Origin of the sequence: Microbaculum marinum (assembly GCF_037855135.1) — a bacterium.
GTDB classification, from domain to species: domain Bacteria; phylum Pseudomonadota; class Alphaproteobacteria; order Rhizobiales; family Tepidamorphaceae; genus Microbaculum; species Microbaculum marinum.
This window is the reverse complement of sequence record NZ_JAZHOF010000006.1, coordinates 196387-220826: the sequence shown is the minus strand read 5'-3', so window position 1 is coordinate 220826 and position 24440 is coordinate 196387. Positions and strand designations below refer to the sequence as shown.

Sequence of the window (24440 nt, the reverse complement as noted above, 5' to 3'; positions counted from 1 at the left end):
GCCGCCGCCGGTGGTCGCGGACCGCCGGTCGGCCGTTGGCGGCAATGCAAAAAAACCGGAACCCTATGGCGCCTCCCACGTTGTCAGGACAGTTGATCGGGGCAGGGTTGATGGACGCTCAGTCCAGAAGTGGTTTCTCCAGATGAACTGCCAATCTGGATGAGGATCACGCGACTCGCCGGATCATTTTCACCAACGATTCAGAACCTCGCGTTCTCAGGAGGACGAATATGAAACGCTTTCTCACGACGACTGCCGCAGTGGCAATAATCGCCGGTACGGCCGGCGTCGCTGGTGCCCAGTCGGACAACAACAACCAGGCCACGGAAAACCAGCGCGTTGCGGCAGAATCCGACTGCACCGTCGTCAACCGGGATTTCGAAGCCCAGCTTCGTGACAATCCGGACATGCGTGCCGGCTACAGCACGATGCTGACGCAGGACGTACGGCAGCTTCGCAATGCAGCGCAGATCCTCGCCGCGTACGGCAAGGACGGCGCCTGCCAGGAGGTCGCGGACGCGCTGAACGAGCTCGTCTCCAACCCGCAGGAAGCCCAGCGCATGGCCGAAGGCCGCGAGCCCGTCGCCGGCTGGCGCGAAGAGCCGCGCGAGTATTCCTACGAGCAGGCACAGAGCCTCGACCAGATGGGCGGCCAACTTCGCGCCGACCGGGTCCTCGGTGCGGACGTGCGTAGCTCCAATGATGAGAACATCGGCGAGATTTCCGACATCATTCTGGAGCCCAGCGGCAAGCCGGCCTACGCGATCGTCACCTATGGCGGCTTCCTCGGCCTGGGCGAGGACCAGTCGGCGGTTCCGTTCGACAAGCTGAGGGTGTCCGGTGACGGCGACGTCTTCTACCTCGCCATGACCGAGGAGCAGCTCGAGAACGCTCCGCGTTTCGAGCGCGACACCTTCGACTGGATGGACGACGAGAACTGGCGTCGCGAGAACGACGAGTACTACAACACGGCAGCACGCGACGCCGGCTGACGTCCTCGATTGACCCGAGCCCGCGGGATCTCATCCCGCGGGCTTTTCGTTCGGATACGTCAAACAGTGGAGGCCGACTATGGCCATGAACAATCTCAACGAACTGTTCGTGCACTTCGTGCGCGACATGTACTACGCCGAAAAGCAGATCCTGAAGACGCTGCCGAAGATGGCGCGGAAGGCGGGGTCCGATAAGCTGCGTGAGGCTTTCGAGCACCACCGCAAGGAAACCGAGTCCCATATCGAGAACCTGGAGAAGGTTTTCGGTCTCCTCGACCTGAAGCCGCGCGGCGTCACCTGCGACGCGATCGAAGGCATCCTCGAGGAAGGCAAGGAGATCATGGACGAAGCGGGCGATGCCGAATCCTGCGACGCCGGCATGATCGCTGCGGCGCAGGCGGTGGAACACTACGAGATCACCCGCTACGGAACCATGATCGCCTGGGCGAAGCGGCTCGGAATGAAGGAAGCGGTCAAGCACCTGGAGGCGAACCTCAAACAGGAATACGCAGCCGACGAGAAGCTGACGAAACTGGCTGAGCAGAGCGTCAATAAACTGGCCGCCTGATAGGATCGGGACGGCAGGCCCGCAATAGTGGGAACCGTGTGGGCCACGCTGCTGAAAACCGTGATTGGGAGAACGCCCGGAGCCAATCCGGGCGTTCTTGCCGTCTGCACCGGGTCGCCGGCGGCCGCCAGCGGGCGCTCATTTTGACATTTGGCCGTCCTGCCCATAGACGTGGGGCAATCCGTAGCGCTGCATTGGCCAACACAGGCAAAGATGCGGGAATGCCCGGGCCAGCGAACAGGCCATGTTCAGGCCCCCAACATGGATTCCGAACAGTTGAACGCCAGGGAGAAGACCTTCTCGGTGGCGCCGATGATCGATTGGACCGATCGGCACTGCCGGTATTTCCATCGGCTCCTGAGCCGGCGCGCGCGGCTCTACACCGAAATGATCACCTCCGCCGCGATCCTGCACGGTGACCGCGACAGGCTCCTCGGCTGCGACCCTTCCGAACACCCGAACGCCGTCCAGCTTGGTGGATCGAGTCCCTCCGAACTCGCGGAGGCGGCGCGAATTGCGGAGAGCTATGGATACGACGAGATCAATCTCAACGTGGGGTGTCCGTCGGATCGGGTGCAATCCGGACGTTTCGGTGCCTGCCTCATGGCGGAGCCGGACCTGGTTGCGGCCTGTGTAGAGGCGATGAAGTCGGCGGTCCGCGTGCCGGTGACGGTCAAGTGCCGGCTTGGCATTGACGACCAGGATACCGGCGCACCGCTCGACATGTTCACAGCCAAGCTGGTGGAGGCGGGTGTCGACGCGCTGGTCGTGCATGCGCGCAAGGCCTGGCTGAAGGGCCTCAGTCCCAAGGAGAACCGGGAAATTCCGCCGCTGGACCGTGAGCGCGTCCACCGGCTGAAGGAGACGTTTCCCGACCTGCCTGTCATCCTGAACGGCGGCCTGGGCAGCCTGGAGGAGGCGCTCCCGCATATGGGCGGCCTGGACGGCGTCATGCTGGGCAGAGCGGCCTACCGGACGCCTGCGATTCTGCGCGACGTCGACTTGACCGTATTCAGCGATCCGACGCCGCCCCTCCCGTACGACGACGTCATTGCCAAAATGCACGAATACGCCTGCGCGCAGGCCGAAGCAGGCGTGCCCCTGCATCATGTGACCCGCCCCATGCTGGGGCTCTTTCACGGCGAACCCGGGGCGCGACAGTGGCGGCGGCTGTTGAGCGTCGACATGCAAAGGCCCGACGCGCGGCCGGGCCTGCTTCTTGACGCCTATTCTCGGATCCGATCAGACCCCGGACGCGTGGCGGCATGAGACGTGGCACATGCCGCCGGCGTGGTGCTATTTTGCGGCCGTCAGCGTCTCGCGGCCGAGCTTCGTCTTCAACTCGTTGATGAGTTTGACGGCTTCCCGGGTATAGTCCTGAAGCTGCGCCTGCTCGTGCTCGAGCGCGTCGAGGCGCCGGACCGCCTTGTCGAGCGATACCTTCAGCAGCTTGGTATCGTCGGACTCGCCGGTGTCGGCCTTCAGAATCTCCCGAATGTCGTCGAGCGAGAGTCCGATCTTCTTGCCGTTGGCGATGATCCGCAGCCGGCGGAGGTCGCCCTTCGAATACAGTCTGCGATTGCCCGAACGGCGCGGCGAAATGAGGCCCTTTTCCTCATAGAAGCGCAGGGCCCGGAGGGTAAATCCGAACTCGCGCGCTACCTCTCCAATGGTGAAATGGCTTCGGGCAGGAGCGGACGCCCCATCCTTGCCGGACGCCGTGAGGGCGGAATCCTCTTTTCTGGCCGAAGTCAGGCCGGTTTCGTTTACCAATTCATACCTCCGTCATCGTGCACGAACATGATCGCCCTCTGCCGCCGACGCGGTCAGATCTGGTCGAGATGTCGTGCTCAGGTTGCACCTGGACATCGCCCTCACACCGGCCCCATCTCCGCCGCACACGTGGTCGGCGGACGCGGGTGAAGGCTGTCCGTGCCGGCACGAGTCAATTCGAGCCCCGAAGCCGGCTTTCGTTGCGGCCGTATATGGCATGTCGCAAATCTGAAAGAATTATCTTTAAGTGCCAGAAAATTCTCCTGAGCGTCCTTTTGTGGTCAAGGTGCTAGTTTTGGATCTGAATCCCGCGCCGCAGACTCTTGCGCACCGCCCCCGGACGTTGACCGAACCACCGGTAGGATGCTCGGGTAAACGCGCTGGGAGCCGAAAAGCCCAACTGATAGGCGATCTGCGAAAAGGTCAGTCCTGGGTCCTCCAGATACCGGACGGCCAGCGACTTCCGGGTGGAGTCGACAAGCGTCTGGTAAGTCATTCCGTGTTCGGCGAGACCTCGCTGGAGGCTGCGCACGCTCATGCCCATTCGCCTGGCAATACGGTCCAGCAGAGCGCCTTCCTCTGACGATAGCCCGTGGATGATCTCTTCCCGGATCGCTGTTACGAAGTCTGCGGAAACGTTCCGGTCTTCCAGCATCCGATTGAGCAGCCGGGTCGATATGTCATATACGACCGGATCGGCATTCTGGATCGGAACCGCCAGCAAACTGGCATTGAAGGCGATGTAGTTCGTCCCGCACGCGTATTCCAGCGAACGTCCCAGATGCTGCCGATGGACGTCACGGTTCTTCGGAGCGGGTCTGGTCAGGCCCATCGTCGTCGGCCGCCAGTCCTGTGCGAGGATCCGGGACATCCGGCCGACCAGGGTTCCGGCGGTGAAGTCCAGCAGCTGCCAGCGGCGGACGAAAAGCGGGGAAAAGGCCCATTCTATCGCCGCCGTATCCCCTTCGACGACGAGTTCCATGTTGGCGAGGTCGACCCGGGTGCCGATGTACTTGATCATCGTCACCAGCGCCTCGCGCATGGTCGGTGCGTTCAGCTGCGCGAGAGACAGGGGGCCGGACAGGACCTGCTTCTGGAAGACCGCCATGCGCAAGCCGTGGCTGTCGTCTCCGGCCAGAATCGAACTGATTTCGAGGAATTTCGCGAAACAGTCCAGATTGACGAACTGGTTCTCGTCGTCGGGGTCGATCGGGCCAAGGCCGACGGCGTTGGCCAATGACTGGAATTCGATACCCGCCGCGGACGTGAAGTCCTCCACGCCCCTCAGCATGGCCGCCGCGATCCGCAATCGTTCGATCTCGATGCCGCGCATCTCTGTAGCCATTCCCTTAGGTAAATAATTTGGCGGGTAATGATAAAAATCGCAATGACTCTTTTGTTTTCCGACGCTTAACATCGCAATGGGTTGCTGCCTGAACGATTTCCGTCTTCTCGAAGAGGAGCATTGGGCATGACAATTTTGGGAACATGATGTCATCGGATCGCAAAAATCCGGCACCGGAGAGCGCCGATCCGGCACTGCACGAACTCTTTCGTCGCTGGGTAGCGGCCGCCCGCGATGGCCGCCTGCCGTCGATCGAAGACCTCGACTACGATGGTCTGGTCGCGGAATTCCCGGGCGCGGCCGTCATCGAGGTCGAGACCGGCATCAGTTCCCGCACCCGCTACCGCTGTGCGCGTGCCGGTCCCCTGCACGCCCGGATGCTGGGGCGGGAGATCGACGGCTACACGATCGATGAACTGGTTGCGCCCCAGGCGATCGGACATTTCGAGGCGGTGTACGCCCGGATCGTGGACGCCGCGGAGCCGCATTACTGGATGAGGATGAACCCGCTCAGGGGATCGGCCGCGAGTACCTTCGAACGGCTTCTCGTCCCGGTTTCCGACGACGGCAAGACCGTCACGGCCCTGGTCGGCGTCTGGGTCTGGATGGATTCCTAGGCGTCGGACCGCCGCTTGCCCCCTGGTCTGACGGCCGGTCCTCTCGCTCAGGTCCGCCCGGTGAGGATCATCTCGTCCCCGCGCACGGTGTAGGAGCCGAGCCGGTCGAGCACGTTGACGCCCAGCAGGTTGCCATCCAGGGCGCCCGGTGGAGCGACGTAGGCACGCAGATCACGGAAGGTGAGGGGACCGATCTGCAGGACTTCGACGGAAACCGGGGCCACGAAGGTCCGTCCGTTCGCCGTGCTGACCGGAACCGAATAGCGCAGGCTGTCGGTATCGTAGCCGATGGCAGAGGCGGTCGAATCGGTCAGTGTGAGGACGCTGGCGCCGGTGTCGACCAGGAACGTCGCGCCGGCACCGTCGATCGTGCCCCGCGTGACGAAATGGCCGCTGGCGTCGCGCCGCAGCGTGACGACCGTCCGGCCGCGTGCATCGGTGGAGGCGATCGGTGCGCCCGGTATCAGTTCCCCGAACACCCTTTGGGTGACGTATGCGAATTCGAACCGGAAGCTGTAGACGGTGATCAGCAGGAGCAGCGCGCCCAGCCAGATCACCGCGTGCCGGATTGCGGCGCCGGCGCGGAACGACCGGCTGGTCAGCATCGTGCCGCCGATCACGATGAGAAGGGCCGTGCCGGTGGCGATCGAGCCGAAATCCGCGTTCGTCATGCCGCCGACCGTGCCGGCCGAGTTGCGCAGCGCCAGCACGACCGCGGCCAGCGCCAGAACGCCGATTCCGATCCAAGCGAGACTCTTGTGCCTCATTCTGTTGCCTCGCTGCTGCTGTTCGACCGTCCGTTGCGTCGGCGGGAAGGGGTTTGGGCGGCGCCCTGATATGAGATCGCGTGCCGGGGGCTGAAATGCAAGGCGGCGCGCGCTCCCAGACGGATCGGAGGGAGGGCGCGGCGGTCGCGCCGCAGCCAGCGACTACGCCGCCCTTCCGCCGTGCCTCCTGGCCGCGCCGCGCCGCAGGTTGTCCTGTTGCGGCGGCCGTGCGGCGGTGACCCGTTCGCGGGGAAAGGTGACGATGACCTCGGTCCCCTGGTGGAGCCGCGAGTGCAGGTCGAAGCGTCCGCCGTGCAGCTCGACCAGCTTGACGACGATCGGCAGGCCCAGTCCCGAACCTTCTTCGGCATTGCGGACGGCAAGTGTTCCCCGACCGAAGGCCTGGAGCACGGTGGGTATCTCCTCTTCCGGGATGCCCGGGCCGGAGTCAGTGACGCTCAGGTACTGCCCGCCGCTCGTCGTCCAGCCTACCATCAGGTCTATAGCGCTGCCGTCCGGCGAGAACTTGATGGCATTCGTAAGGAGATTGAGCACGATCTGGCGAACGGCGCGCTGGTCGCCCCGGATCGCCGGCAGATCGGTCTCGAAATCCGCCTTCAGCGTGATGCCGCGGCGATGGGCGTGCAGCCTGAGCAGCCGGCGGCAGTCCTCGACGGTGTCGACGAGCGCCACCGCCTCCTCCCGCAGTTCGTATCTATCGGCCTCGATGCGCGACAGGTCCAGGATCTCGTCGATGAGATTGAGGAGGTGGCGGCCGCTGCGGTGGATATCGGCGGAATACTCCTTGTAGGCGGCCACAGTGTGGGCGCCGAGCATCTCGTCCTTGAGGACCTCCGAGAAGCCCAGGATGGCGTTCAGCGGAGTCCGCAACTCGTGGCTCATCGTTGCCAGGAAGCGTGACTTCGCCAGGCTTGCCTCCTCGGCACGACGCCTGGCCTCTTCCGACTGCGCTCTGGCCTGTTCGAGTTCACCGATCAGCGCGTCCTTTTCGGCTCGCAGGCCGATCATCTCTGGCGCGCCCGCACGAAGCTGCCGCGCGACGATCATGAAGAAGACCTGGGCGCCGATCGCGAGACCGGCCATCGCCAGGTGCATCGGACCGCCGAGCATGCCGAACGTCAGGACGATCGCAGCGGTGATCGGCACCGTTCCGGCAAGATTGGCGCTCGGCAGGTTGCTTGCCGTCAGCGTGCGTATAGACAGCGCCACGATCAGGATGGCGAACAGGAAGATGGTCGGAACCTGGCCGCCCGGCGCTGCGCCCAGGAAGGCCGGCGCCGACCAGAGGAGGCCATTGACGAACTCGGCTGCGACGAAGCGGCGCTGCCAGACGGCGGCGCGCGGCAGGCCCCCGTCGGCGTCCAGGTAGCGCCGGCACAGATGGGTCAGGAGGCCGTTGCCGATGAGGATCGCCGCGAGCCAGATCGCGGCGTGAGTCCACGATACCCAGACCGACAGCATTGCGGCGATGATAATGGCCAGCAGCGGCACGAGCAGGACGAGGGCCGTCTGGTTGCTGGCGTAGGCGCCCAGCATTTCCTGCTCGATTGCGGATCTGGTGCCCGCCGGCGTCAATGGTTGCGCGCGTGCGCCGCCGTCCTCGGCGGCGAAGCGTTCGTCTTCCGCCGCCAGGGGAGCCAGGTCGCTACGCGCGTTCTTGTCGCCTTGTCGTGCCATCCCGATATTGCGAACGTGTTCGACGTCGCCGAACCGGCCCCTTGCACATCCCGTCCGAAGCGACAGGTTGATCGACCTGTGCTACGCACCGCCGCGACGATGGAGACGTCGGACTCTTGCCGGCAATTCCTTAAGATCGTGCTTCCACCGGAAGCCGTCCGTAATCTTCGAGGTTGGCATTGCGTTCGCGATCAAAAGACCGCCGTACGGCGCTCACCCGTGTCGACGACTTTCTGACGGCCCTGGTCGTCGTCGCCTTCATGGTGCTCGTCCTGGCCTATCTGCCCTCAGGGGCGCCCCGCAGCTATTCCGGAGCCGCTCACGTGATCGACGGGGACTCCCTCGTGGTCGGCACGGTGAAGACGCGCCTCACCGGCATCGACGCCCCGGAAATGGGGCAGATGTGCCGGCTGGACGGCAAACTCTGGCGGTGCGGCGAGGCCGCCAGGTCCGCCCTGCACGAAATGATAGCCGGCCGCGACGTTACCTGCGAGGGCGAGGGAAGGGACGTCTACGGACGCGTGCTGGCGGTCTGCTCGGTCGGCGGCACGGCGCTGAACGAGCGGATGGTGAGAGACGGCTGGGCGGTTGCCTACGGAGGCTACGCGGCTCAGGAGCGGATCGCGAAGGCCGGCGAACTCGGGCTTTGGCGGAGCGAATTCGAACGTCCCGCATTGTGGCGGGAGATGTTCAGGGGTACGTGACTGGTTCGAATGCCCGGTCGCGCTGCTGGCACGGGCAGCGGAACTGCTATGATCGATTTCGAAACGCGAGGGACGCCGCGCCTATGAAACTCTACACGACGCCGAGGGCACCCAATCCGCGACGGGTGTCCATCTTCCTGGCCGAGAAGGGGGTAACCGTCCCCACCGTCGAGATCGACATCATGACGCTGGAGCACAAGCGGCCGGATTTCGTTGCCCGCAACCCGATGATGCGTGTGCCGGTGCTGGAACTCGACGACGGCACGCATATCTCGGAGTCGATCGCGATCTGCCGCTATTTCGAGGAAACGCATCCCGAGCCGTCACTGTTCGGAACGTCACCGGTCGAGCGCGCGTTGATCGAGATGTGGCAGCGCCGCATGGAGTTCAATCTCATGTTGCCCGTCGCCATGTCCTTTCGCCACCTCCATCCCGCCATGGCCGAGATGGAGGTGCCGCAGGTGGCCGAATGGGGCGAGGCCAACAAGCCGAAGGTGATGGAAATGCTGGACTGGCTGGACCAGGATCTCGGCGACCGCCCCTATGTCGCCGGCGACACGTTTTCCGTCGCCGACATCACGACCCTCGTCGCGGTCGATTTCATGAAGCCCGCGCGCCTTGCCCTTCCGGAGACCTGCGCGAATATCCGGCGCTGGTACACAGACGTTTCCGCGCGCCCGAGCGCTGCCGCATGAGCCTCAAGCTGACCATCGTCGGCTGTGGCGACGCATTCGGATCCGGCGGCCGCCGCAACACCTGCTTTCACCTGGAGTCCGGCGAAGGACGTTGGTTCGTCGATTTCGGTGCCACCTCCCTGGTCGGTGCGCTCGCCCTGGGCATCGACACCAACGCCGTCGACGCCATCATCCTGTCGCACCTCCACGGCGACCACTTCGGCGGGATTCCGTTTCTCATCCTGCACGCCCACTTCGTCACCGACCGGCGCAGTCCGCTGACGATCGCCGGGCCTCCCGGGACGGAGGCGCGCGTTCGTGCCGCGCAGGAGGTCCTGTTCCCGGAGTCATCGAAGATCGAACTCGACTTCGACCTGCGGTTCGTCGAACTTCTGCCGGGCACGGCGACCGAAGTCTGCGGCGCCGAGGTATCCTGCGTCGAGGTCCGGCACCCCTCCGGCGCGCCGCCGCTGGCATTGAGGATCGCGGCCGGCGACAGGTTGTTCGCCTTTTCCGGCGACACCGAATGGCTCGACGTGCTGACCGACGTTGCCCGCGACGCCGATCTCTTCGTCTGCGAGTGCTATGCCTTCCAGGAGCCGATCCCCTATCACGTCTGCTATCGGGAGATTCTGGACCATCTGGATCAATTGACCGCCAGGCGGATCATGCTCACGCATCTCGGCCCCGAGGCGCTCGGGCGTATGGGCGAGATCGCCGCGAACTTCCTGGTTTCCGAAGACGGGATGGTGGTCGAGGTGTGACGGCCGAAGACGTCGAAGCGCTTTCCAGGGCAATCCCGGCCTGCCGCGTCTGCGTGGAAGATCCGATCGGGCGCCCGCTGCCGCACGAACCGCGCCCTGTCGCGTGGCTGTCCTCCACCGCTCGGCTCGCGGTCTGCGGCCAGGCCCCAGGAACGCGCGTGCACGCCACCGGGATCCCGTTCAACGATCCCTCCGGGGACCGGCTGCGCGAGTGGATGGGCGTCGACCGCGACACCTTCTACGACACGCGCCGCATCGCGATCGTGCCGATGGGGTTCTGCTTTCCGGGCCAGGACGCAAAGGGCGGCGACCTGCCGCCGCGCCGCGAATGTCCGCTGACCTGGCATGATCGCGTCTTTGCGGCGATGCCGCAGCTCGAACTCATCCTGACGATCGGCCAGTACGCCCAGGCTTACCACCTGGGCAAGCTTCGCAAGGCGTCGCTGACCGAGACCGTCCTTGCATGGCGGGAACTGTGGGATCGGCCGGTCATCCCCCGCATCCTCCCGCTGCCGCATCCCTCCTGGCGCAATACCGGCTGGCTGAAGCGTCATCCCTGGTTCGAGGCCGAGGTGCTGCCGGTGCTCAGGGCGGAAGTGCAGCGGTTGATTTAGCGGCGGCACCTGCTGGTGCGGTCGATGCGGGTCAGCCTGACCCGGCTGACCTTGGATGCGAGGATCTCGACAGGGACCAGTCCGGCGCGGTCGGGCAGCATGTAAGTGCCAGTCGTTGGTTCACCCGATAGGATGAGGTCGTCCATGGCCTTGCCCGCGACCCGCACCGACAGCGGCCCGTCTCCCTCCGCGACGATCTCCAATCGGCTCCGGCAGCCGCGCAGCGATGCCACCAGGAAGCGCTCGGTCTGCCCGGGTCCTAGTATGACCGGGGATCCAGCGCCCGAAGGCTGCAGAGGTGCCAGGGTATCGCTTGCATCGAACAGATAGGCGCGTTCCGCGCGCGCCTTCAGGAGATCGCGCGCCGCGCGAACCCTTGCCTCATCACATGAAATATCCAACCGCTCGGCGCTGCCGCAGAGGGCCTGGATGAGCTGGGCGGTGTAGACTTCCGCGCCTTCGGTGGAGGCATGGTAGATCGTATCGAACATCATTTCGGCGGGAATGCTGCCGCGCTCCGGCAGGTCGAGAAAGTCCGCGCCGAGGGCGGCGAGCTGCGCGCGCAGGTCCTCGACCTGTCCGGCATCCGGCGCGGCGTTCTCCATGATGCCCGGCAGTGAAAACACGAACTTGATGTCCTTCGCCTTCATCCGCGCGACGAATTCCTGGATCGTCGCGGCGGCCTCCGGTGTCAGGGAGACCCGACTGGAACGCTGTCCGGAAACATCGGCGATCAGCGCCGACACCTGCTCGGCCGGTGGCTTCGGTGCCTCCATGTCGCCGTTGGCGTTGATAGGAAATGTCCAGTCCGGCTCCAGTTCATAGTCGCCGAGATCGAGCCGCGCGCCGACGACCTTGAAAAGCCGTCCGACATGAATGTTGCGCAGGTAGGTGACCTTGTCTGCGAGCGGCAGGTCCCGGAAGAAATCCGCGCCCATGGCCAGCGAAACATTGGCGCCGTAGTAGGTGATGCCGGGTTCGGTGTAGTAGCCGTCCTCGAGGGGCAGCAGCACGATGTCGCCGGGTCGTGCCGTCGCCTCGGCCTGCCAGAGCAGGAACTTCAGTCCATTGCCGCTGTGCGTCCCCAGGTTGATCGACGGCAGGCCGGTGGCTGCCTCGACATCCACGCCGCGGAAGTCGAAGAACGTGTTGGATCCGCCGAAGGCGAGGATGCGGCGCCCCTGGCGTCCGTCTGCAAGATCCATCTTGTCGGCGAGCCGGATTGCGACCTTGTCGTAGGCCATGTTGAGCACCAGCCCGGATCCGAGCGCGACGAGCCCGAGGAAGACCGGCACGGCGATTGCCGCCAGGACCGCCACCACCAGCACGTAGCGGCGCACCGCGCGCGCCGTCTCCGGCAGCGGATGCGTTGGGGCACCCGGATCCGGATCAGAACCGGAAGTAGATGAACTCGACATAGGCTTCGTATCGCGTCGCCGTGTAGAGGTAGGCGATCAGCAGGGCCGCGATCGCCAGCGCCCAGGCGGTGGTCGGCCGCCATGCCGGGACACGCCAGGTTGCCGGCAGGTAGTACATGCGCACGAGCGGTTCGTCGGAGAGGCGCCGCCGCAGGGCGGCCAGCCCGACCGCCGGATTGTACTTGCGGAAGATCTCGGCGGTGTTCGGCGCCAGCACCGCGATCGCCAGGGCGATGCCGATCATCCCCCACTCCTTGTCGGTGATCCGCGCCGCCAGCGGCCGGTCGCCGGACAGGTCGAAGGCGAAGGCATACATCGACCGCAGCATGGTTCCGGCACCGGCAAACGTCTCGGCGCGGAACAGGATCCACGCATGCATCACCAGGAACAGGGTGAGTGCCCAGCCCGCCCATTGCCAGAGGTTGCCGGCAAGCCCCGAGGAGGCGATCCCGCGCCGCTTGCGGAAGTCCCGCCAGAGATGGTTGACGGTCAGGAAGATGCCGTGCAGGCCTCCCCAGATGACGAAGTTCCAGGAGGCGCCGTGCCAGAGCCCGCCGATCAGCATGGTCGCCAGCATGTTGAAGTGCCGGTGCACCGGTCCGCGCCGGTTGCCGCCGAGCGGGATGTAGACGTAGTCGCGCAGGAAGCGGGACAGGGTGATGTGCCACGTCCGCCAGAAGCCGATGATGCTGCCCTGCTTGTAGGGCGAATAGAAGTTCACCGGCAGCCGGATGCCGAACATGCGGGCAAGGCCGATCGCCATGTCGGAATAGCCGGAGAAGTCGAAGTAGATCTGCAGGGTATAGGCGAGCGTCGCGCCCCACGACGCCAGCGTCGGTGCGATCTGGCCGCCGTCGGCGCCGTTGAAGATCGGCGAGGCGATCTGCGCGCAGCCGTCGGCGATGACGATCTTCTTGGCGAGCCCCATGATGAAGATCGACATCCCGACGGCGAAGTCCAGCCAGGCGCGGTCGGCGCTGCGCTGCCGGGTCTCCATGCGCCGGTACTGGTCGCCGACCTCGCTCCAGTGGACGATCGGTCCTGCGATCAACTGCGGGAAGAAGGTGACGAACAGCGCGTAGTCCTTGAACGGCGGCACCCGCCGGTCGCGGCCCGAATAGATGTCGGCGAGCCAGGCGATCTGCTGGAAGGTGAAGAAGGAGATGCCGAGCGGCAGCACGATGCCGATCGGATGGTACTCCCAGCCGGCGATCGTCGTGAACGTGCCGAGGGCGAAGTCCGTGTACTTGAAGACCCCGATCAGCGCGATGTCGAGGCCGATGCCGAATATCACGATCGCCCGCGCCGCATGGCTGCCGTGCCGCGCCGCAATGGCCACGCCCAGCCAGTAATTGACGATGACCGAGCCGACCAGCAGGAGCAGGAACCGCCAGTCCCACCAGCCGTAGAAGACCAGGGAGGCGAGCGTCAGCAGGTGCACGGTGAAGCGCGCGTTGCCCGTCCGCTCGAGAAGCAGGAACAGCGCGAAGGTCAGCGGCAGGAAGACGAGGACGAATTCGAAGGCGTGGAACAGCATCGACGGGGCTGGGCCGGATAACGGGGCAGGGCGGCGCGCGATCGCGTCGCAGTCGCCCCCTATACACTGTCGCAGGGTCGAAACACAGTCGCCTGTCTATACACCGCCGGCGCACGGCGGTAGGCATGGTCTTCCCCAATCGAGCGACGAGACCATGTGCGGCTTTGTGTGCCTGTGGAAAATCGACGACCCCGCTCTCGCCAGGCGGATGATCGATAAGATCGCCCATCGCGGTCCCGACGACGTCCAGGTGAGCCAGGCGCCGAACGTTCCCGCAGTCATGGCACATTGCCGGTTATCGATCATCGGGCCCGACGACGGCCGGCAGCCGATCTACAGCGCCGAGGACGTGCTGGTTGCGAACGGGGAAATCTACAACTACGCCGACCTCCGCGCGATCCTGGGCGAAAGCGCCTTCACCACGCGCAGCGACAGCGAGACGATCCTGCATCTGTTCCGCACCGACCAGTTGCGCTGGATCTCGAAGCTCGACGGCATGTTCGCCTTCGTGCTGGCGACGCCGGAACGGATCATCGCCGCGCGCGACCCGCTCGGCATCAAGCCGCTGTTCATGGCCCGGATCGGAGAGGGGCTCGCCTTCGCGTCGGAACTCAAGGCGTTCGACGGACTGGGCCTGGACAGCGTCGAGGCGATCGATCCCGGCGGCATGTTCGACAGCCTCGACGGTTTTCGCGAATGGTACAGGATCCCGCAGGGCGCAGCCGAACTCGAAGCGGGAGAGACAGCCGAACCGATCTGGCGTGAGTTGCGGCTGGTGCTCGAGGCGGCGGTCCGCAAGTGGATGGTCGCCGACGTGGAGGTCGGCTCGTTCCTGTCAGGCGGCCTGGATTCCTCGGTGATCGCCGCGCTCGCCGCTCAGTCGATCGACCGGCCTCTGAAGACGTTCTCGGTGGGAACGCCCGGCAGTCCGGACCTTCTGGCGGCGCGCCGGGTCGCCGCGCACATCGGCTCCGACCACTACGAACTCTCCTTCACCGCCGACGACCTCGCCCGGGTGCTGCCGGACGTCGTCTATCACCTGGAAAGCGCGGACGTCGACCTGGTGCGCAGCGCGATGCCGACCTGGTTCGCCACCACGCTCGCCCGTCGCCACATCAAGGTCGTGCTGACAGGGGAGGGCGCCGACGAGCTGTTCGCCGGATATACCTATCATCACGCCTATGCCCGCAAGCCGCGGGCGCTCGCCGACGAACTCACCCGGTCGCTCGGTGCGATGCACAACATCAACCTGCAGCGGGTCGACCGTGTGACCATGGCGCAGGGTCTCGAGGCGCGCACCCCGTTCCTCGACCGCGACCTGATCGATTTCGCCCAGTCGATCCCCGCCTCGCTGAAGATGAAGATCGACGAGGCGACCGGCGAAACGACCGAGAAATGGATATTGCGGAAGGCCTGCGAAGACCTGCTGCCGCCCGAGCTCGTCTGGCGCCGGAAGGCCCAGTTCGACGAGGGCAGCGGCACCGTAGATACGCTCGACCTTGCGCTGTCGGGACTGATCGGCGAAGCCCCGCCGGTCGACCGGAAGAGCGAGGGCCGGCTCTACGACCGGCTGCTGCGGGAGCGCTACGCCGATCCCGAACTGATCCTGGAGAATGCCGGCATGTGGGTGGCCGAGCGCGTGGCGATCTGACGGTCCGCAGGACGGCCCTTCAGTGGATGGGCGTTTCGACCGGATCTGGGTAGCGGACCGCGAGCGCGAAGCATCCCGCGGCGCCCAGGGCGAAGGCGAGAATGATCAGCGCCATCGGCACTGCGGTGCCGTCATGGGCCAGTCCGACGACGATCGTCGCGATCGCGCCCGTGCCGATCTGCAGGAAACCGCCGAGGCCGGAAGCCGCGCCCGCCAGGTCTGGCCGCACGCTGACGCTCGACGTCACCGCGCTCGCCATCACCAGGCCGTTGGAGAAGGTCACGAGCATCATCGGGGCGAACAGGACGATCGGGATCGCGGGTCCGAACCTGGCAAGCGCCAGCAGGATTGCCGTTCCGACGAGACTGACGAGGATGCCGTAGAAGATCATCCGCCGCGTGCCGACGCGCTCCGCGTACCGGCCGGTGACGAAGTTGCCGATCATGTAGCCGAACGCGATCATCATCGCCCACAGGCCGAATTCGCCCGGGCCGCGGCCCATCACCTCGATGACGATGAACGGCGCTGCGCCCAGGAATGCGAAGAAGGTCCCGGTGGTGCACGACATCGTGCCCGCGTAGCACAGGAACACCGGGCTCCTTGCCAGCACGGTGAACGAGCGGAACTGGTTCAGGAAGCCCGTCGAGACGCCGCGGTTGTAGTGGGTTTCCGGCAGACGCAGCCAGACCAGCACCAGCACGCCCGCGGCGACGGCCGCCACGCTGAAGATGCCGGCGCGCCAGCCGAGCGTCTCCTCGAAGCCCCCGCCGATCGCCGGCCCGAGCATCGGCGCCAGCACCATCGACATGGTGACGTAGCCGAGCAGGCTCGCCGCCCGGTCGCGGTCGTAGAGGTCGCGCAAGATGGCCCGGCCGAGCACCATGCCCGCACAGCCGCCGGCGCCCTGGATGAAGCGGCCGACCAGAAGCACCGGCAGGCTCCAGGCGACCGCGCACAGCAGGCTGCCGGCGATGAAGACGACGAAGCCGGCAATCATCACGGGCCGCCTGCCGAACCGGTCCGACAGCGAGCCGTAGACCAGCTGCGCGAACGACAGTGCGAACAGGAAGACGGTCAGGACGTACTGCACGGCATTGTAGCCGACGCCGAATTCGTCGGCCATGCCGGGCAGCGACGGCAGCACCATGTTCATCGACAGGATGCCGATGCCGGTGGCGACGATCAGCACCAGAAGCAGTTCGCCGCGTCTTATGCCGGCGGCAGCCTCCTCCCGGGTCAGGCGGCTCATGTCGTTCATCGGCCAGGTGCCGACTTGTCCGCGGGCCGGTGGACGCGGCTTTCCCGGTAGAACACGTACAGGCCGCTGACGATGATCAGCGCGATGCCGGCGCTCGCCATCATGTCGGGAAGCTGTCCCCATACCAGGTAGCCGGCGACGATTGCCGTCAGGATGATGGAGTACCGGAACGGCGCCACGACGGAGACCTCGCCGTGACGCATCGCCTCGGTGATGAAGTAGAAGGCGCCCGACAGCAGCACCGCGGCGCAGGCGAGATAGGTCAGCACCTCGCCGCTGACCGGCCGCCACGGCTCGGCCAGCGACCACACGCCGCCGACCGTCGTGACGGCGACCATCGAGACGAAGGCTACGAAAAGCGAGGGCATTTCGGCGGGCAGGTAGCGGCTGGCCAGGTCGCGCAACGAGGCGAAGGCGAGGCTGGCGATGGCGAACAGCGCATAGACGCTGAATTCCGAAGTCCCGGGCTGGACGACCAGCAGCATGCCGATGAAGCCTGCGATTACCGCCATCCAGCGCCGCCACCGGACCACTTCGCCCAGAATGAGCGCCGACAGCACCGTCATCACCAGCGGCATCGCCTGCAGGATGGCTGTGACGTTGGCGATCTTCATGTGGAACAGGGCGGTCAGGAACAGCACGGTCCCGCCGATCTCGCCGATGGTGCGAAGCCCGATTGTGCGCCAGCCACGTTGCGGCCAGGTGCTCAGGGCGCCGGTCGACAGGGCCAGGATCCCGACCAGCACGCAGGCGATCGCGCCGCGAATGAAGATGATCTGCGGCGTGGCGAGGTGTTCGCCGGCAAGCTTGACGAATGTGTCGTTGGTGACGAACAGGAACATCGCCGCGAGCATCGTCATGATGCCGCGGAAGTTGCCGCTGGATCCGGTCGCCGGTTGCGCGGCACCTGTACGGACAGGGGCGACGCCCCGGCTGGCGGACTTGGACAGAGACAAGAGGCGTTTCCGGTATTGTCTAGCGGGCGGCACCCGGCAAAACGGAACCAGGCCGCAACCCTGCATATCATGGGCAGGGCGGCTGCACTACCGATCCCGCCGGCCAGCGGCCATGCGATGACAGCAGAGCTGAGATATGGAACTTGCCGGCGGGGACGCCGCTCGGCCGGTCTCAGCCGCCGGTGACGCTCATGTGGCGGCCGACGCTCGGCCGCTTGCTGCGCCTGTCGATGATGAAATCGTGCCCCTTGGGCTTGCGAGATATGGCTTCGTCGATAGCCCGGTGAAGCAGGTCGTCGCTTTCCGAGGCCCGCACCGCCGCCCTCAGGTCGGCAGCATCTTCCTGGCCGAGGCACATGAACAGCGTACCGGTGCAGGTAAGGCGCACGCGATTGCAGGATTCGCAGAAATTGTGGGTCATCGGCGTGATGAAGCCGATGCGTCCGCCGGTCTCGGCGACCTCGACGTAGCGCGCCGGGCCACCGGTCTTGTAGGCGATATCGCTCATCGTCCAGTGCCGGGCGAGCGAGGCGCGCAGCAGACTGAGCGGCAGGTACTGGTCGGTCCGGTCCGCTTCGATTTCTCCCATCGGCATGGTCTCGATGAAGGTCAGGTCCATGCCGCGGCCGTGCGCCCAGCGGATCAGGTCGTCGACCTCGTCCTCGTTGACGCCCTTCAGCGCGACCGTGTTGATCTTGACCCTCAACCCCGCCGCCAGCGCCGCGTCGATGCCGGCCAGCACCTTGTTGAGGTCGCCCCAGCGGGTGATCTCCTTGAACTTCTGCGCATCGAGCGTGTCCAGCGACACGTTGATCCGCCTGACGCCGCAATCGGCGAGCTGCTGGGCGAAGCGCTGGAGTTGCGACCCGTTGGTGGTCAGGGTCAGCTCCTCCAGGTCCCCGGTGCCGAGGTGCCGCGACAGGGTGCCGATCAGAGACATGATGTTGCGCCGCACCAGCGGCTCGCCGCCTGTGAGCCGAAGCTTGCGCACGCCGCGCTCGACGAAGGCGGAGGCGATCCGGTCGATCTCCTCGAGCGTCAGGATCTCCGCTTTCGGCAGGAACGTCATGTGTTCCGCCATGCAGTAGTTGCAGCGGAAATCGCAGCGGTCCGTGACGGAGACGCGCAGGTAGGTGATAGCCCGTTCGAACGGATCAATCAGAGGCGTGCGCGGAAAGGGACGCGGCAGCGCGTCCGTCGGGTCGATATCCATCCTGGCCTTCCTGCCCGGTCGGGCCTTGCGATACCGCCGGGGGTTGCTGAACGTTTCGTTCGGGTGCCCGTATCCTGGGCTTCCACTAATTTCGGGCGCCCGGGGTCGGTTTCAAGTCAATCTGAAACCCCGAAAGCGCGCAAGCGCCGAATTTCGCGGCAAACGAGCCGGGAATCCGCTACGCGCCTCAGTCGACCGGCTCCTCCAGCGAACCGTCGGCCAGATGCTGCTGCAGCATCTTGCGGTACTGCTCGACCATGTGGTCGACGAATTCCTCATGGTTCTCCACCTCCAGGATCGCCTTGGCCACGTAGGCGTTGTAGCGGGCTGCGCCGTAGAGAAACGCCATGTGCAGGTCGGTCGCCTTGACCGTCATGTTCTCGCGGTTCGCGAATTCGATGAACCTGTTGGCGACCTCCAGGAATGCCTTGGTGTTCAGGACCTCTTCGTCGCCCACCCGGCCTCTTTCATCGTTGGTCATGACTGGTCTCCTTGATGACTGACGCCGGCCGACCTAGCTTGAAACGGATCGAGGACGGATCGACGGCAGGGATATGACCGACCGCACCACAGGGGCTAACGAGTCGACCGGCACGGCAAAGGTCTGGCCCACGGAAATCCGTCTGTCAAAGGACAAGCGGACACTGACCGTGGCATTCGACGACGGCGCGTCCTTCGAGTTCTCTGCTGAATATCTGCGCGTCACCAGTCCCAGCGCGGAGGTGCAGGGCCATAGCCCCGAGCAGCGCCAGACGGTTCCCGGCAAGAAGAACGTCTGTATCCTCGACGTGCATCCGATCGGCAACTATGCGGTGCGCCTCGGGTTCGATGACCTTCATTCGACCGGCATCTATTCCTGGGACTACCTGTACCGGCTCGGCCGCGAGCGGGAGGGGCGCTGGGCGGACTATCTCGCCGAACTGAAGGAGAAGGGACTGGATCGCGAGCCGCGGATCCGCCGCTGACATCGACGCGACCTCCCGAGTCCGGCTGCACCCATGCCGCGGAAAAGATCAGGGCCGGAGCGATGCTCCGGCCCTGCCGTCCCCGCGTTGCCTCGGGCCCGATTACTGCAGCACGACGATGCGCGCGCCCACGTTGACTCGATTGTACAGGTCGATGACGTCGTCGTTGAGCATGCGGATGCAGCCCGAAGACAGGTCCCGGCCGATGCTCCAGTTCGCGTTGGTTCCGTGGATCCGATAGAGCGTCGATCCCACGTAGAGTGCCCGTGCGCCCATCGGGTTGCCGGGGCCGCCAGGCATGAATGCCGGCAGGCCGGGCTGGCGCGCGTGCATTTCGGCGGGCGGAGTCCAACTCGGCCACTCGGCTTTCCGGCTGAGGCTGTAGGTGCCGGAAAACTGGAAACCTTCCTTGCCGACACCGATGCCGTAGCGGATCGCCTTGCCCTTCTCGGTTACGAGATAGAGGCGCCGCTCGGGCGTATTCACGACGATGGTGCCGGGTGCATAGTCTTCGCTGTAGTCGACGACCTTGCGCGGGATAGGCTTGTACGCCCACACTCCCCCGCTCTGGAGTTGCCGTCCTGTAAGTGGGTCGATTTCGGCCCGGCCTGAATCGGTGAAACCGATCAAAAGCGCAGCCGCCATGCCGAAAAGAGCAATCATTCGCCGCATCATGTGTTCAAATCCCTGGGAAATGACCTAAGTTGGGGCGCCTCGCCCCTGATTCCCTCAATGTCTGCAATACGCATGTTTTCAGGCAGCACCCTCAAAAAATCAAGGGAATGGATGGCTGCCCAACGGGTTTGTGATGCGGGAATGCGTCATCTGTGACGATTTTACCACGCCGGTTTAGGGTGCCTCGTCCTGCCGTTCGGGGATCGCAGTGTCCTTCAGGGCACATCAGGGCGGTTAACGCCCCTGCCTCGGCAGTGTATTGGAGACCGTCATGACTCCAGCCGCGTTTCCCGACCCTCGCAACGACTGGGCCCTGTTCCTGGACTTCGACGGAACCCTGGTCGAGATCGCCGCATCGCCCGATGCCGTTCGCGCCGAACAGCATCTCGTCGGCACGCTGCGCGCGATCTCGGACCGGCTTGGCGGGGCCCTGGCGATCGTCAGCGGCCGTCCGATATCGGAAATCGACGCTCACCTCGATCATGCCGGTCTGGCGGCGGCAGGTCTGCACGGGCTGGAGGTACGGCGCCGGCCATGGACCGCCGTCACCAGGGTCGAGGGCGCCAGGCCCGAACGGGACGTCGGCAATGCGCTACGCGAACTCGCAGCCGCCAATCCCGGGCTGCTGTTCGAGGACAAGGGGCCCGCGGTCGCGCTTCACTACCGGAACCGGCCGGAGCTGGAGGCCACCTGCCGCGAAGCCGTCCGGGCCGCGGTCGGCCGCCGCGAGCACCTGCACATCCTCGAAGGAAAGATGGTCTTCGAAGTGAAATCGGCGGCAAGCGACAAGGGGAGGGCGGTGCAGCTGTTCATGAGCGACGCGCCGTTTCGCGGGCGCACTCCCGTGTTTGCAGGCGACGACGTCACCGACGAGGACGGTTTCGCGGCGGCGCGTGCCCTCGGCGGGTTCGGCATCAAGATCGGCGAGGGCGAGACGACCGCCCGATGGCGGATCGGCTCCGTCTCCGATTTTCTTCGATGGCTCGGGACACTGCCCGACCGGTTGGATGGGGCGCGACCAGCGGAAGAGGTTGTCGATCGATGAGCGGGCTTGATCTCGGTGTGATAGGCAACTGCGCGATCAGCGGCCTGGTCGATGCGCGCGGCCGTATAGTCTGGTCGTGCCTGCCGAGGTTCGACGGTGATCCGGTCTTTCATGCCCTTCTCGGCAGCCCGGATCCCAACGATCGCGATATCGGCGCCTTCACGGTGCATCTCGAGGGGTTCACGAGGGCAGAGCAGGAATACGACCCCAACACCGCGATCCTGCGCACGCGGCTGTTCGGCAGCGACGGCGATGCGCTGGAGATCACCGATTTCGCGCCGCGCTTCCGGACGCGCGGCAGGATGTTCCGGCCGATGATGATCGTCCGCCGCGTCCGCCCGATCGCCGGCCGTCCCAGGGTCACGTTCCGGATCCGGCCGCGTTTCAACTGGGGCGGCAGGGCGCCGGAGGTCACCCACGGCAGCAACCACATACGCTACGTCAGCTCGGGCCTCGTCGTCCGGCTCACCAGCAACGCCCCCGTCTCATATCTCCTTGCCGAAACGCCGTTCGTGGTCGACGAGCCGGTCAGCTTCCTGATCGGCCCCGACGAGACCGTGCGCGAGGGCATCGAGACGCTGGCCCGCAGCTTCGAGGAGGATACCGCCAACTACTGGCGCGAGTGGAGCCGCAGGCTGGCGATACCCCTGGAGTGGCAGAACGCGGTGATCCGCGCCGCCATCACGCTCAAGCTGTGCACGTACGAGGAAACCGGCGCCATCGTCGCCGCCATGACCACCAGCATCCCGGAAGCCGCCGACACCGAGCGCAACTGGGATTACCGGTATTGCTGGCTGCGCGACGCCTTCTTCGTGGTCCGGGCGCTGAACAGTCTCGCCGAAGTCGAGACGATGGAGACCTACCTGCGCTACCTTTACAACATCGTCCGGGAAACCGACGGCGATCACCTGCAGCCGGTCTACGGGATCGGCCGCGAGGCGCACCTGACCGAGCGTATCGTCGACCAGCTGCCCGGTTACCGCGGCATGGGACCGGTGCGCGTCGGCAATCAGGCCTACGAGCATTTCCAGCACGACGTCTACGGCAACGTCATCCTCGGGGCCAGCCAGGCCTTCTTCGACGAACGACTGTTCCGGCCGGCGACACTCGATGATTTTCATCTTCTGGAACGCGTCGGCGAGCGCGCCTTCGCCATGCACGCGGAACCGGATGCGGGAATGTGGGAGCTGCGCACGCGGGCGCGCGTCCATACCTCCTCCAGCCTGATGTGCTGGGCGGCCTGCGACCGGCTGGCGAAGATCGCCAACCGGTTCGGGGCGGACGAGCGGACGGCCTACTGGCGCGACCGGGCGAATACGGTGCGGACGGCGATTTTCGAGCAGGGATGGAACGAAAAGGCCGGCTCCTTCGTTGAAAGCTTCGGCGGTGCCGACATCGACGCGGGCCTGTTGCTCATGGCCGAGGTCGGCTTTCTGGCGCCTGACGACGACCGCTTCGTCGCCACCGTGGACCGTATCGGCAGGGAGCTGAAGATCGGCAATCATCTACATCGCTATGTCGCTCCCGATGATTTCGGCCGCCCTCGCACGGCATTCAACATCTGCACATTCTGGTACATCGACGCGCTCGCCCGGATCGGACGCACGGAGGAGGCGCGCGAAATTTTCCAGACGATGCTGGACGCCCGCAACCATCTCGGCCTGCTGTCCGAGGACGTCGAACCCGCCACCGGCGAATTGTGGGGCAATTATCCGCAGACCTACTCGATGGTCGGCATCATCAACGGAGCGGTGCGACTCAGCCGCCGCTGGGACACGGTAACGTGAGCAGGCTCGTCGTCGTTTCCAACAGGGTCGGCCCGGTACGCGAGACCGCGAAGGCGGGCGGGCTGGCGGTCGCGATCGTCGATGCCCTGCGCACCGACGGGGGCGTCTGGTTCGGCTGGTCCGGCGACATCAGCCCCGAGGGCACGCACGGCCCGGTGAAGCGGGAGGAAGCCGGGCGCATTTCCCTGCTGACCATCGACATCGACCAGGCCGCCTACGACACGCATTACGCCGGGTTCTGCAACCGCACGCTCTGGCCGATCTTTCACTACCGCCTCGATCTTGCCCATTTCGACCGCGAGCTCGAGCGGGGATACTGGAACGTCAACAACCGCTTCGCGACCCGCCTGTTCCCGCTCCTGGAGGACGATGACGTCATCTGGGTGCACGACTACCACTTCCTGGCGCTCGGCTCGAAGCTCAGGACGATGGGGGCGAACCAGCCGATCGGCTTCTTCCTGCACATCCCGTTCCCGGTGCCCGAGGTCTTCACCGCGCTGCCGAACCACGAGGCGCTGGCGCGCGCGATGCTCGCCTACGACGTCGTCGGGTTCCAGACCCGGCGCGACGCCAACGCCTTTATCCGGTTCTTCGTGGAGGAATACGGCGCCCAGGTCACCGAGGACGGCCTCCTCACCGTACAGGGGCGCACCATCAAGGTGGGCGCGTTCCCGATCGGCATCGATACCGACACGTTCCGCCAGTTCTCGCTGTCGCCCGAGGCCAACCGTCAGGGCAAGCGGCTGAAGACGCTTCCCGGCGATCGCTGCTACGTCATCGGCGTCGACAGGATCGACTACACCAAGGGCCTGGTCGAGCGGTTCCGGGCGTTCTCGAAGCTGCTCGAGAACTACCCGGAGAACCGCAATCACGTCAGCCTCATCCAGGTCGCGCCCACGTCGCGTGACGAACTCGATGCCTATATCGAGATTCGCCAGGAGCTCGAGCAGATCACCGGCAACGTGAACGGCCGGTTCTCGGACCTGGACTGGACGCCGATCCGACTGACGACGCGGCCGCTGCGCCGGCGGAGCCTGGCTGGATTGTACCGCGCCTGCCGGGTCGGCCTGGTCACTCCGGTGCGCGACGGCATGAACCTCGTTGCCAAGGAATACGTCGCCGCCCAGTCCGAGGTCGATCCCGGCGTCCTTGTGCTGTCGCGGTTCGCCGGCGCCGCGGAATCCCTTGATGCGGCGATCATCGTGAATCCCTACGACGTCGAGGATACCGCCGAGGGCATCCAGCGCGCCGTCATCATGCCGCTCGACGAACGCAGGGATCGGTGGCGGCAGCTTTTCTCGAAGGTGCAGGGGGAAGACATCGAGGCCTGGTACTCGAACTTCCTCGGCGCCCTTCGTGCCACGGCGCGCAAGGCGGCATAGCCCGCGACACGCCCGCTGCTGGTGCGAACCGTCTGCT

The 24440-nt window shown here is 65.4% G+C and carries 24 protein-coding genes; 13 read left to right on the top strand and 11 right to left on the bottom strand.

Annotation, left to right across the window (positions count from 1 at the left end; translation table 11 throughout):
• Positions 1-230 precede the first annotated feature (230 nt).
• From V3328_RS15795 to dusA, 3 genes are all read left to right on the top strand, one after another.
• Positions 231-992, top strand: a complete 762-nt coding sequence (locus V3328_RS15795) for a PRC-barrel domain-containing protein (protein WP_340330646.1) — start codon at positions 231-233, stop codon at positions 990-992.
• 85 nt (positions 993-1077) lie between these two features.
• Positions 1078-1560: a YciE/YciF ferroxidase family protein gene (locus V3328_RS15790; protein ID WP_378759068.1), complete on the top strand. Its 483-nt coding sequence runs from the start codon at positions 1078-1080 to the stop codon at positions 1558-1560.
• Between the two features lie 261 nt (positions 1561-1821).
• Positions 1822-2829, top strand: a complete 1008-nt coding sequence (gene dusA, locus V3328_RS15785; RefSeq protein WP_340330836.1) for a tRNA dihydrouridine(20/20a) synthase DusA — start codon at positions 1822-1824, stop codon at positions 2827-2829.
• A gap of 27 nt (positions 2830-2856) precedes the next feature.
• Here the strand turns inward: dusA and V3328_RS15780 are convergent, their stop codons facing one another.
• Positions 2857-3333: a MerR family transcriptional regulator gene (locus V3328_RS15780; RefSeq protein ID WP_340330644.1), complete on the bottom strand. Its 477-nt coding sequence runs from the start codon at positions 3331-3333 to the stop codon at positions 2857-2859.
• Positions 3334-3622: 289 nt separating this feature from the next.
• Entirely contained in the window at positions 3623-4666 is a 1044-nt protein-coding gene (locus V3328_RS15775) for an AraC family transcriptional regulator (protein ID WP_340330643.1), read from the bottom strand.
• 158 nt (positions 4667-4824) lie between these two features.
• Here V3328_RS15775 and V3328_RS15770 point away from each other — a divergent pair, with 158 nt between their 5' ends.
• Entirely contained in the window at positions 4825-5295 is a 471-nt protein-coding gene (locus V3328_RS15770) for a PAS domain-containing protein (RefSeq protein ID WP_340330642.1), read from the top strand.
• Positions 5296-5342: 47 nt separating this feature from the next.
• Here the strand turns inward: V3328_RS15770 and V3328_RS15765 are convergent, their stop codons facing one another.
• Positions 5343-6062 carry a retropepsin-like aspartic protease family protein gene (locus V3328_RS15765; RefSeq protein WP_340330641.1) on the bottom strand — a complete coding sequence of 240 codons (720 nt, stop codon included), beginning with the start codon at positions 6060-6062 and terminating at the stop codon, positions 5343-5345.
• A gap of 162 nt (positions 6063-6224) precedes the next feature.
• Entirely contained in the window at positions 6225-7760 is a 1536-nt protein-coding gene (locus V3328_RS15760) for a sensor histidine kinase (RefSeq protein ID WP_340330640.1), read from the bottom strand.
• Between the two features lie 179 nt (positions 7761-7939).
• Here V3328_RS15760 and V3328_RS15755 point away from each other — a divergent pair, with 179 nt between their 5' ends.
• The 4 genes from V3328_RS15755 (at position 7940) to V3328_RS15740 (ending at position 10516) form a co-directional block, all read left to right on the top strand.
• A complete protein-coding gene (locus V3328_RS15755; protein WP_340330639.1) occupies positions 7940-8464 on the top strand; it encodes a thermonuclease family protein in 525 nt (174 codons plus the stop codon).
• Positions 8465-8547: 83 nt separating this feature from the next.
• Positions 8548-9159: a glutathione S-transferase family protein gene (locus V3328_RS15750; protein WP_340330638.1), complete on the top strand. Its 612-nt coding sequence runs from the start codon at positions 8548-8550 to the stop codon at positions 9157-9159.
• Positions 9156-9902 carry an MBL fold metallo-hydrolase gene (locus V3328_RS15745; RefSeq protein WP_340330637.1) on the top strand — a complete coding sequence of 249 codons (747 nt, stop codon included), beginning with the start codon at positions 9156-9158 and terminating at the stop codon, positions 9900-9902. The genes V3328_RS15750 and V3328_RS15745 overlap by 4 nt, the downstream gene beginning before the upstream one ends.
• Positions 9899-10516 (top strand): uracil-DNA glycosylase family protein, encoded by a 618-nt coding sequence (locus V3328_RS15740; RefSeq protein ID WP_340330636.1) that lies wholly within the window; start codon positions 9899-9901, stop codon positions 10514-10516. The genes V3328_RS15745 and V3328_RS15740 overlap by 4 nt, the downstream gene beginning before the upstream one ends.
• On the opposite strand, the gene V3328_RS15735 is transcribed toward V3328_RS15740, so the two are convergent.
• Positions 10513-11856 (bottom strand): hypothetical protein, encoded by a 1344-nt coding sequence (locus V3328_RS15735; RefSeq protein WP_340330635.1) that lies wholly within the window; start codon positions 11854-11856, stop codon positions 10513-10515. The genes V3328_RS15740 and V3328_RS15735 overlap by 4 nt on opposite strands.
• Before the next feature lie 49 nt (positions 11857-11905).
• Positions 11906-13471: an MBOAT family O-acyltransferase gene (locus V3328_RS15730; RefSeq protein WP_340330634.1), complete on the bottom strand. Its 1566-nt coding sequence runs from the start codon at positions 13469-13471 to the stop codon at positions 11906-11908.
• Between the two features lie 154 nt (positions 13472-13625).
• Here V3328_RS15730 and asnB point away from each other — a divergent pair, with 154 nt between their 5' ends.
• The gene (gene asnB / locus V3328_RS15725) at positions 13626-15122 is read left to right on the top strand and encodes an asparagine synthase (glutamine-hydrolyzing) (RefSeq protein ID WP_340330633.1); all 1497 of its coding nucleotides are present in this window, start codon (positions 13626-13628) and stop codon (positions 15120-15122) included.
• Positions 15123-15141: 19 nt separating this feature from the next.
• Here the strand turns inward: asnB and V3328_RS15720 are convergent, their stop codons facing one another.
• The 4 genes from V3328_RS15720 to V3328_RS15705 form a co-directional block, all read right to left on the bottom strand.
• On the bottom strand, positions 15142-16371 hold the full coding sequence (locus tag V3328_RS15720) for a multidrug effflux MFS transporter (RefSeq protein ID WP_340330632.1): 1230 nt from the start codon (positions 16369-16371) through the stop codon (positions 15142-15144).
• A gap of 5 nt (positions 16372-16376) precedes the next feature.
• Positions 16377-17336, bottom strand: coding sequence for a DMT family transporter (locus tag V3328_RS15715; RefSeq protein WP_340330631.1), 960 nt, complete (start codon positions 17334-17336; stop codon positions 16377-16379).
• 172 nt (positions 17337-17508) lie between these two features.
• Positions 17509-18549 carry a GTP 3',8-cyclase MoaA gene (moaA, locus tag V3328_RS15710; RefSeq protein WP_340330630.1) on the bottom strand — a complete coding sequence of 347 codons (1041 nt, stop codon included), beginning with the start codon at positions 18547-18549 and terminating at the stop codon, positions 17509-17511.
• A gap of 187 nt (positions 18550-18736) precedes the next feature.
• Positions 18737-19030 carry a DUF3144 domain-containing protein gene (locus V3328_RS15705; RefSeq protein ID WP_340330629.1) on the bottom strand — a complete coding sequence of 98 codons (294 nt, stop codon included), beginning with the start codon at positions 19028-19030 and terminating at the stop codon, positions 18737-18739.
• A gap of 73 nt (positions 19031-19103) precedes the next feature.
• Between V3328_RS15705 and V3328_RS15700 the strand changes: the two genes are divergently transcribed.
• Complete coding sequence (locus V3328_RS15700) at positions 19104-19514, top strand: gamma-butyrobetaine hydroxylase family protein (protein ID WP_340330628.1); 411 nt, start codon at positions 19104-19106, stop codon at positions 19512-19514.
• A gap of 102 nt (positions 19515-19616) precedes the next feature.
• Here V3328_RS15700 and V3328_RS15695 read toward each other — a convergent pair whose 3' ends face one another.
• The gene (locus V3328_RS15695; RefSeq protein ID WP_340330835.1) at positions 19617-20186 is read right to left on the bottom strand and encodes a L,D-transpeptidase; all 570 of its coding nucleotides are present in this window, start codon (positions 20184-20186) and stop codon (positions 19617-19619) included.
• Between the two features lie 274 nt (positions 20187-20460).
• On the opposite strand from V3328_RS15695, the gene otsB reads away from it, so the two are divergent.
• The 3 genes from otsB to V3328_RS15680 are packed head-to-tail and all read left to right on the top strand — an operon-like array spanning position 20461 to position 24403.
• Positions 20461-21234 carry a trehalose-phosphatase gene (otsB, locus tag V3328_RS15690; protein WP_340330627.1) on the top strand — a complete coding sequence of 258 codons (774 nt, stop codon included), beginning with the start codon at positions 20461-20463 and terminating at the stop codon, positions 21232-21234.
• Positions 21231-23021, top strand: a complete 1791-nt coding sequence (locus V3328_RS15685) for a glycoside hydrolase family 15 protein (RefSeq protein WP_340330626.1) — start codon at positions 21231-21233, stop codon at positions 23019-23021. The genes otsB and V3328_RS15685 overlap by 4 nt, the downstream gene beginning before the upstream one ends.
• Complete coding sequence (locus V3328_RS15680) at positions 23018-24403, top strand: alpha,alpha-trehalose-phosphate synthase (UDP-forming) (RefSeq protein WP_340330625.1); 1386 nt, start codon at positions 23018-23020, stop codon at positions 24401-24403. The genes V3328_RS15685 and V3328_RS15680 overlap by 4 nt, the downstream gene beginning before the upstream one ends.
• Positions 24404-24440 lie beyond the last annotated feature (37 nt).

Excerpts from the sequence above, each read along its gene's own strand:
- asnB (WP_340330633.1), top strand. The coding sequence starts at position 13,626 with ATGTGCGGCTTTGTGTGCCTGTGGAAAATCGACGACCCCGCTCTCGCC.
- moaA (WP_340330630.1), bottom strand. The coding sequence starts at position 18,549 with ATGGATATCGACCCGACGGACGCGCTGCCGCGTCCCTTTCCGCGCACG.
- V3328_RS15765 (WP_340330641.1), bottom strand. The coding sequence starts at position 6,062 with ATGAGGCACAAGAGTCTCGCTTGGATCGGAATCGGCGTTCTGGCGCTG.
- V3328_RS15750 (WP_340330638.1), top strand. The coding sequence starts at position 8,548 with ATGAAACTCTACACGACGCCGAGGGCACCCAATCCGCGACGGGTGTCC.
- V3328_RS15745 (WP_340330637.1), top strand. The coding sequence starts at position 9,156 with ATGAGCCTCAAGCTGACCATCGTCGGCTGTGGCGACGCATTCGGATCC.
- V3328_RS15700 (WP_340330628.1), top strand. The coding sequence starts at position 19,104 with ATGACCGACCGCACCACAGGGGCTAACGAGTCGACCGGCACGGCAAAG.
- V3328_RS15685 (WP_340330626.1), top strand. The coding sequence starts at position 21,231 with ATGAGCGGGCTTGATCTCGGTGTGATAGGCAACTGCGCGATCAGCGGC.
- V3328_RS15775 (WP_340330643.1), bottom strand. The coding sequence starts at position 4,666 with ATGCGCGGCATCGAGATCGAACGATTGCGGATCGCGGCGGCCATGCTG.
- V3328_RS15730 (WP_340330634.1), bottom strand. The coding sequence starts at position 13,471 with ATGCTGTTCCACGCCTTCGAATTCGTCCTCGTCTTCCTGCCGCTGACC.
- otsB (WP_340330627.1), top strand. The coding sequence starts at position 20,461 with ATGACTCCAGCCGCGTTTCCCGACCCTCGCAACGACTGGGCCCTGTTC.
- V3328_RS15770 (WP_340330642.1), top strand. The coding sequence starts at position 4,825 with ATGTCATCGGATCGCAAAAATCCGGCACCGGAGAGCGCCGATCCGGCA.
- dusA (WP_340330836.1), top strand. The coding sequence starts at position 1,822 with ATGGATTCCGAACAGTTGAACGCCAGGGAGAAGACCTTCTCGGTGGCG.
- V3328_RS15705 (WP_340330629.1), bottom strand. The coding sequence starts at position 19,030 with ATGACCAACGATGAAAGAGGCCGGGTGGGCGACGAAGAGGTCCTGAAC.
- V3328_RS15720 (WP_340330632.1), bottom strand. The coding sequence starts at position 16,371 with ATGAGCCGCCTGACCCGGGAGGAGGCTGCCGCCGGCATAAGACGCGGC.
- V3328_RS15795 (WP_340330646.1), top strand. The coding sequence starts at position 231 with ATGAAACGCTTTCTCACGACGACTGCCGCAGTGGCAATAATCGCCGGT.
- V3328_RS15760 (WP_340330640.1), bottom strand. The coding sequence starts at position 7,760 with ATGGCACGACAAGGCGACAAGAACGCGCGTAGCGACCTGGCTCCCCTG.
- V3328_RS15790 (WP_378759068.1), top strand. The coding sequence starts at position 1,078 with ATGAACAATCTCAACGAACTGTTCGTGCACTTCGTGCGCGACATGTAC.
- V3328_RS15695 (WP_340330835.1), bottom strand. The coding sequence starts at position 20,186 with ATGCGGCGAATGATTGCTCTTTTCGGCATGGCGGCTGCGCTTTTGATC.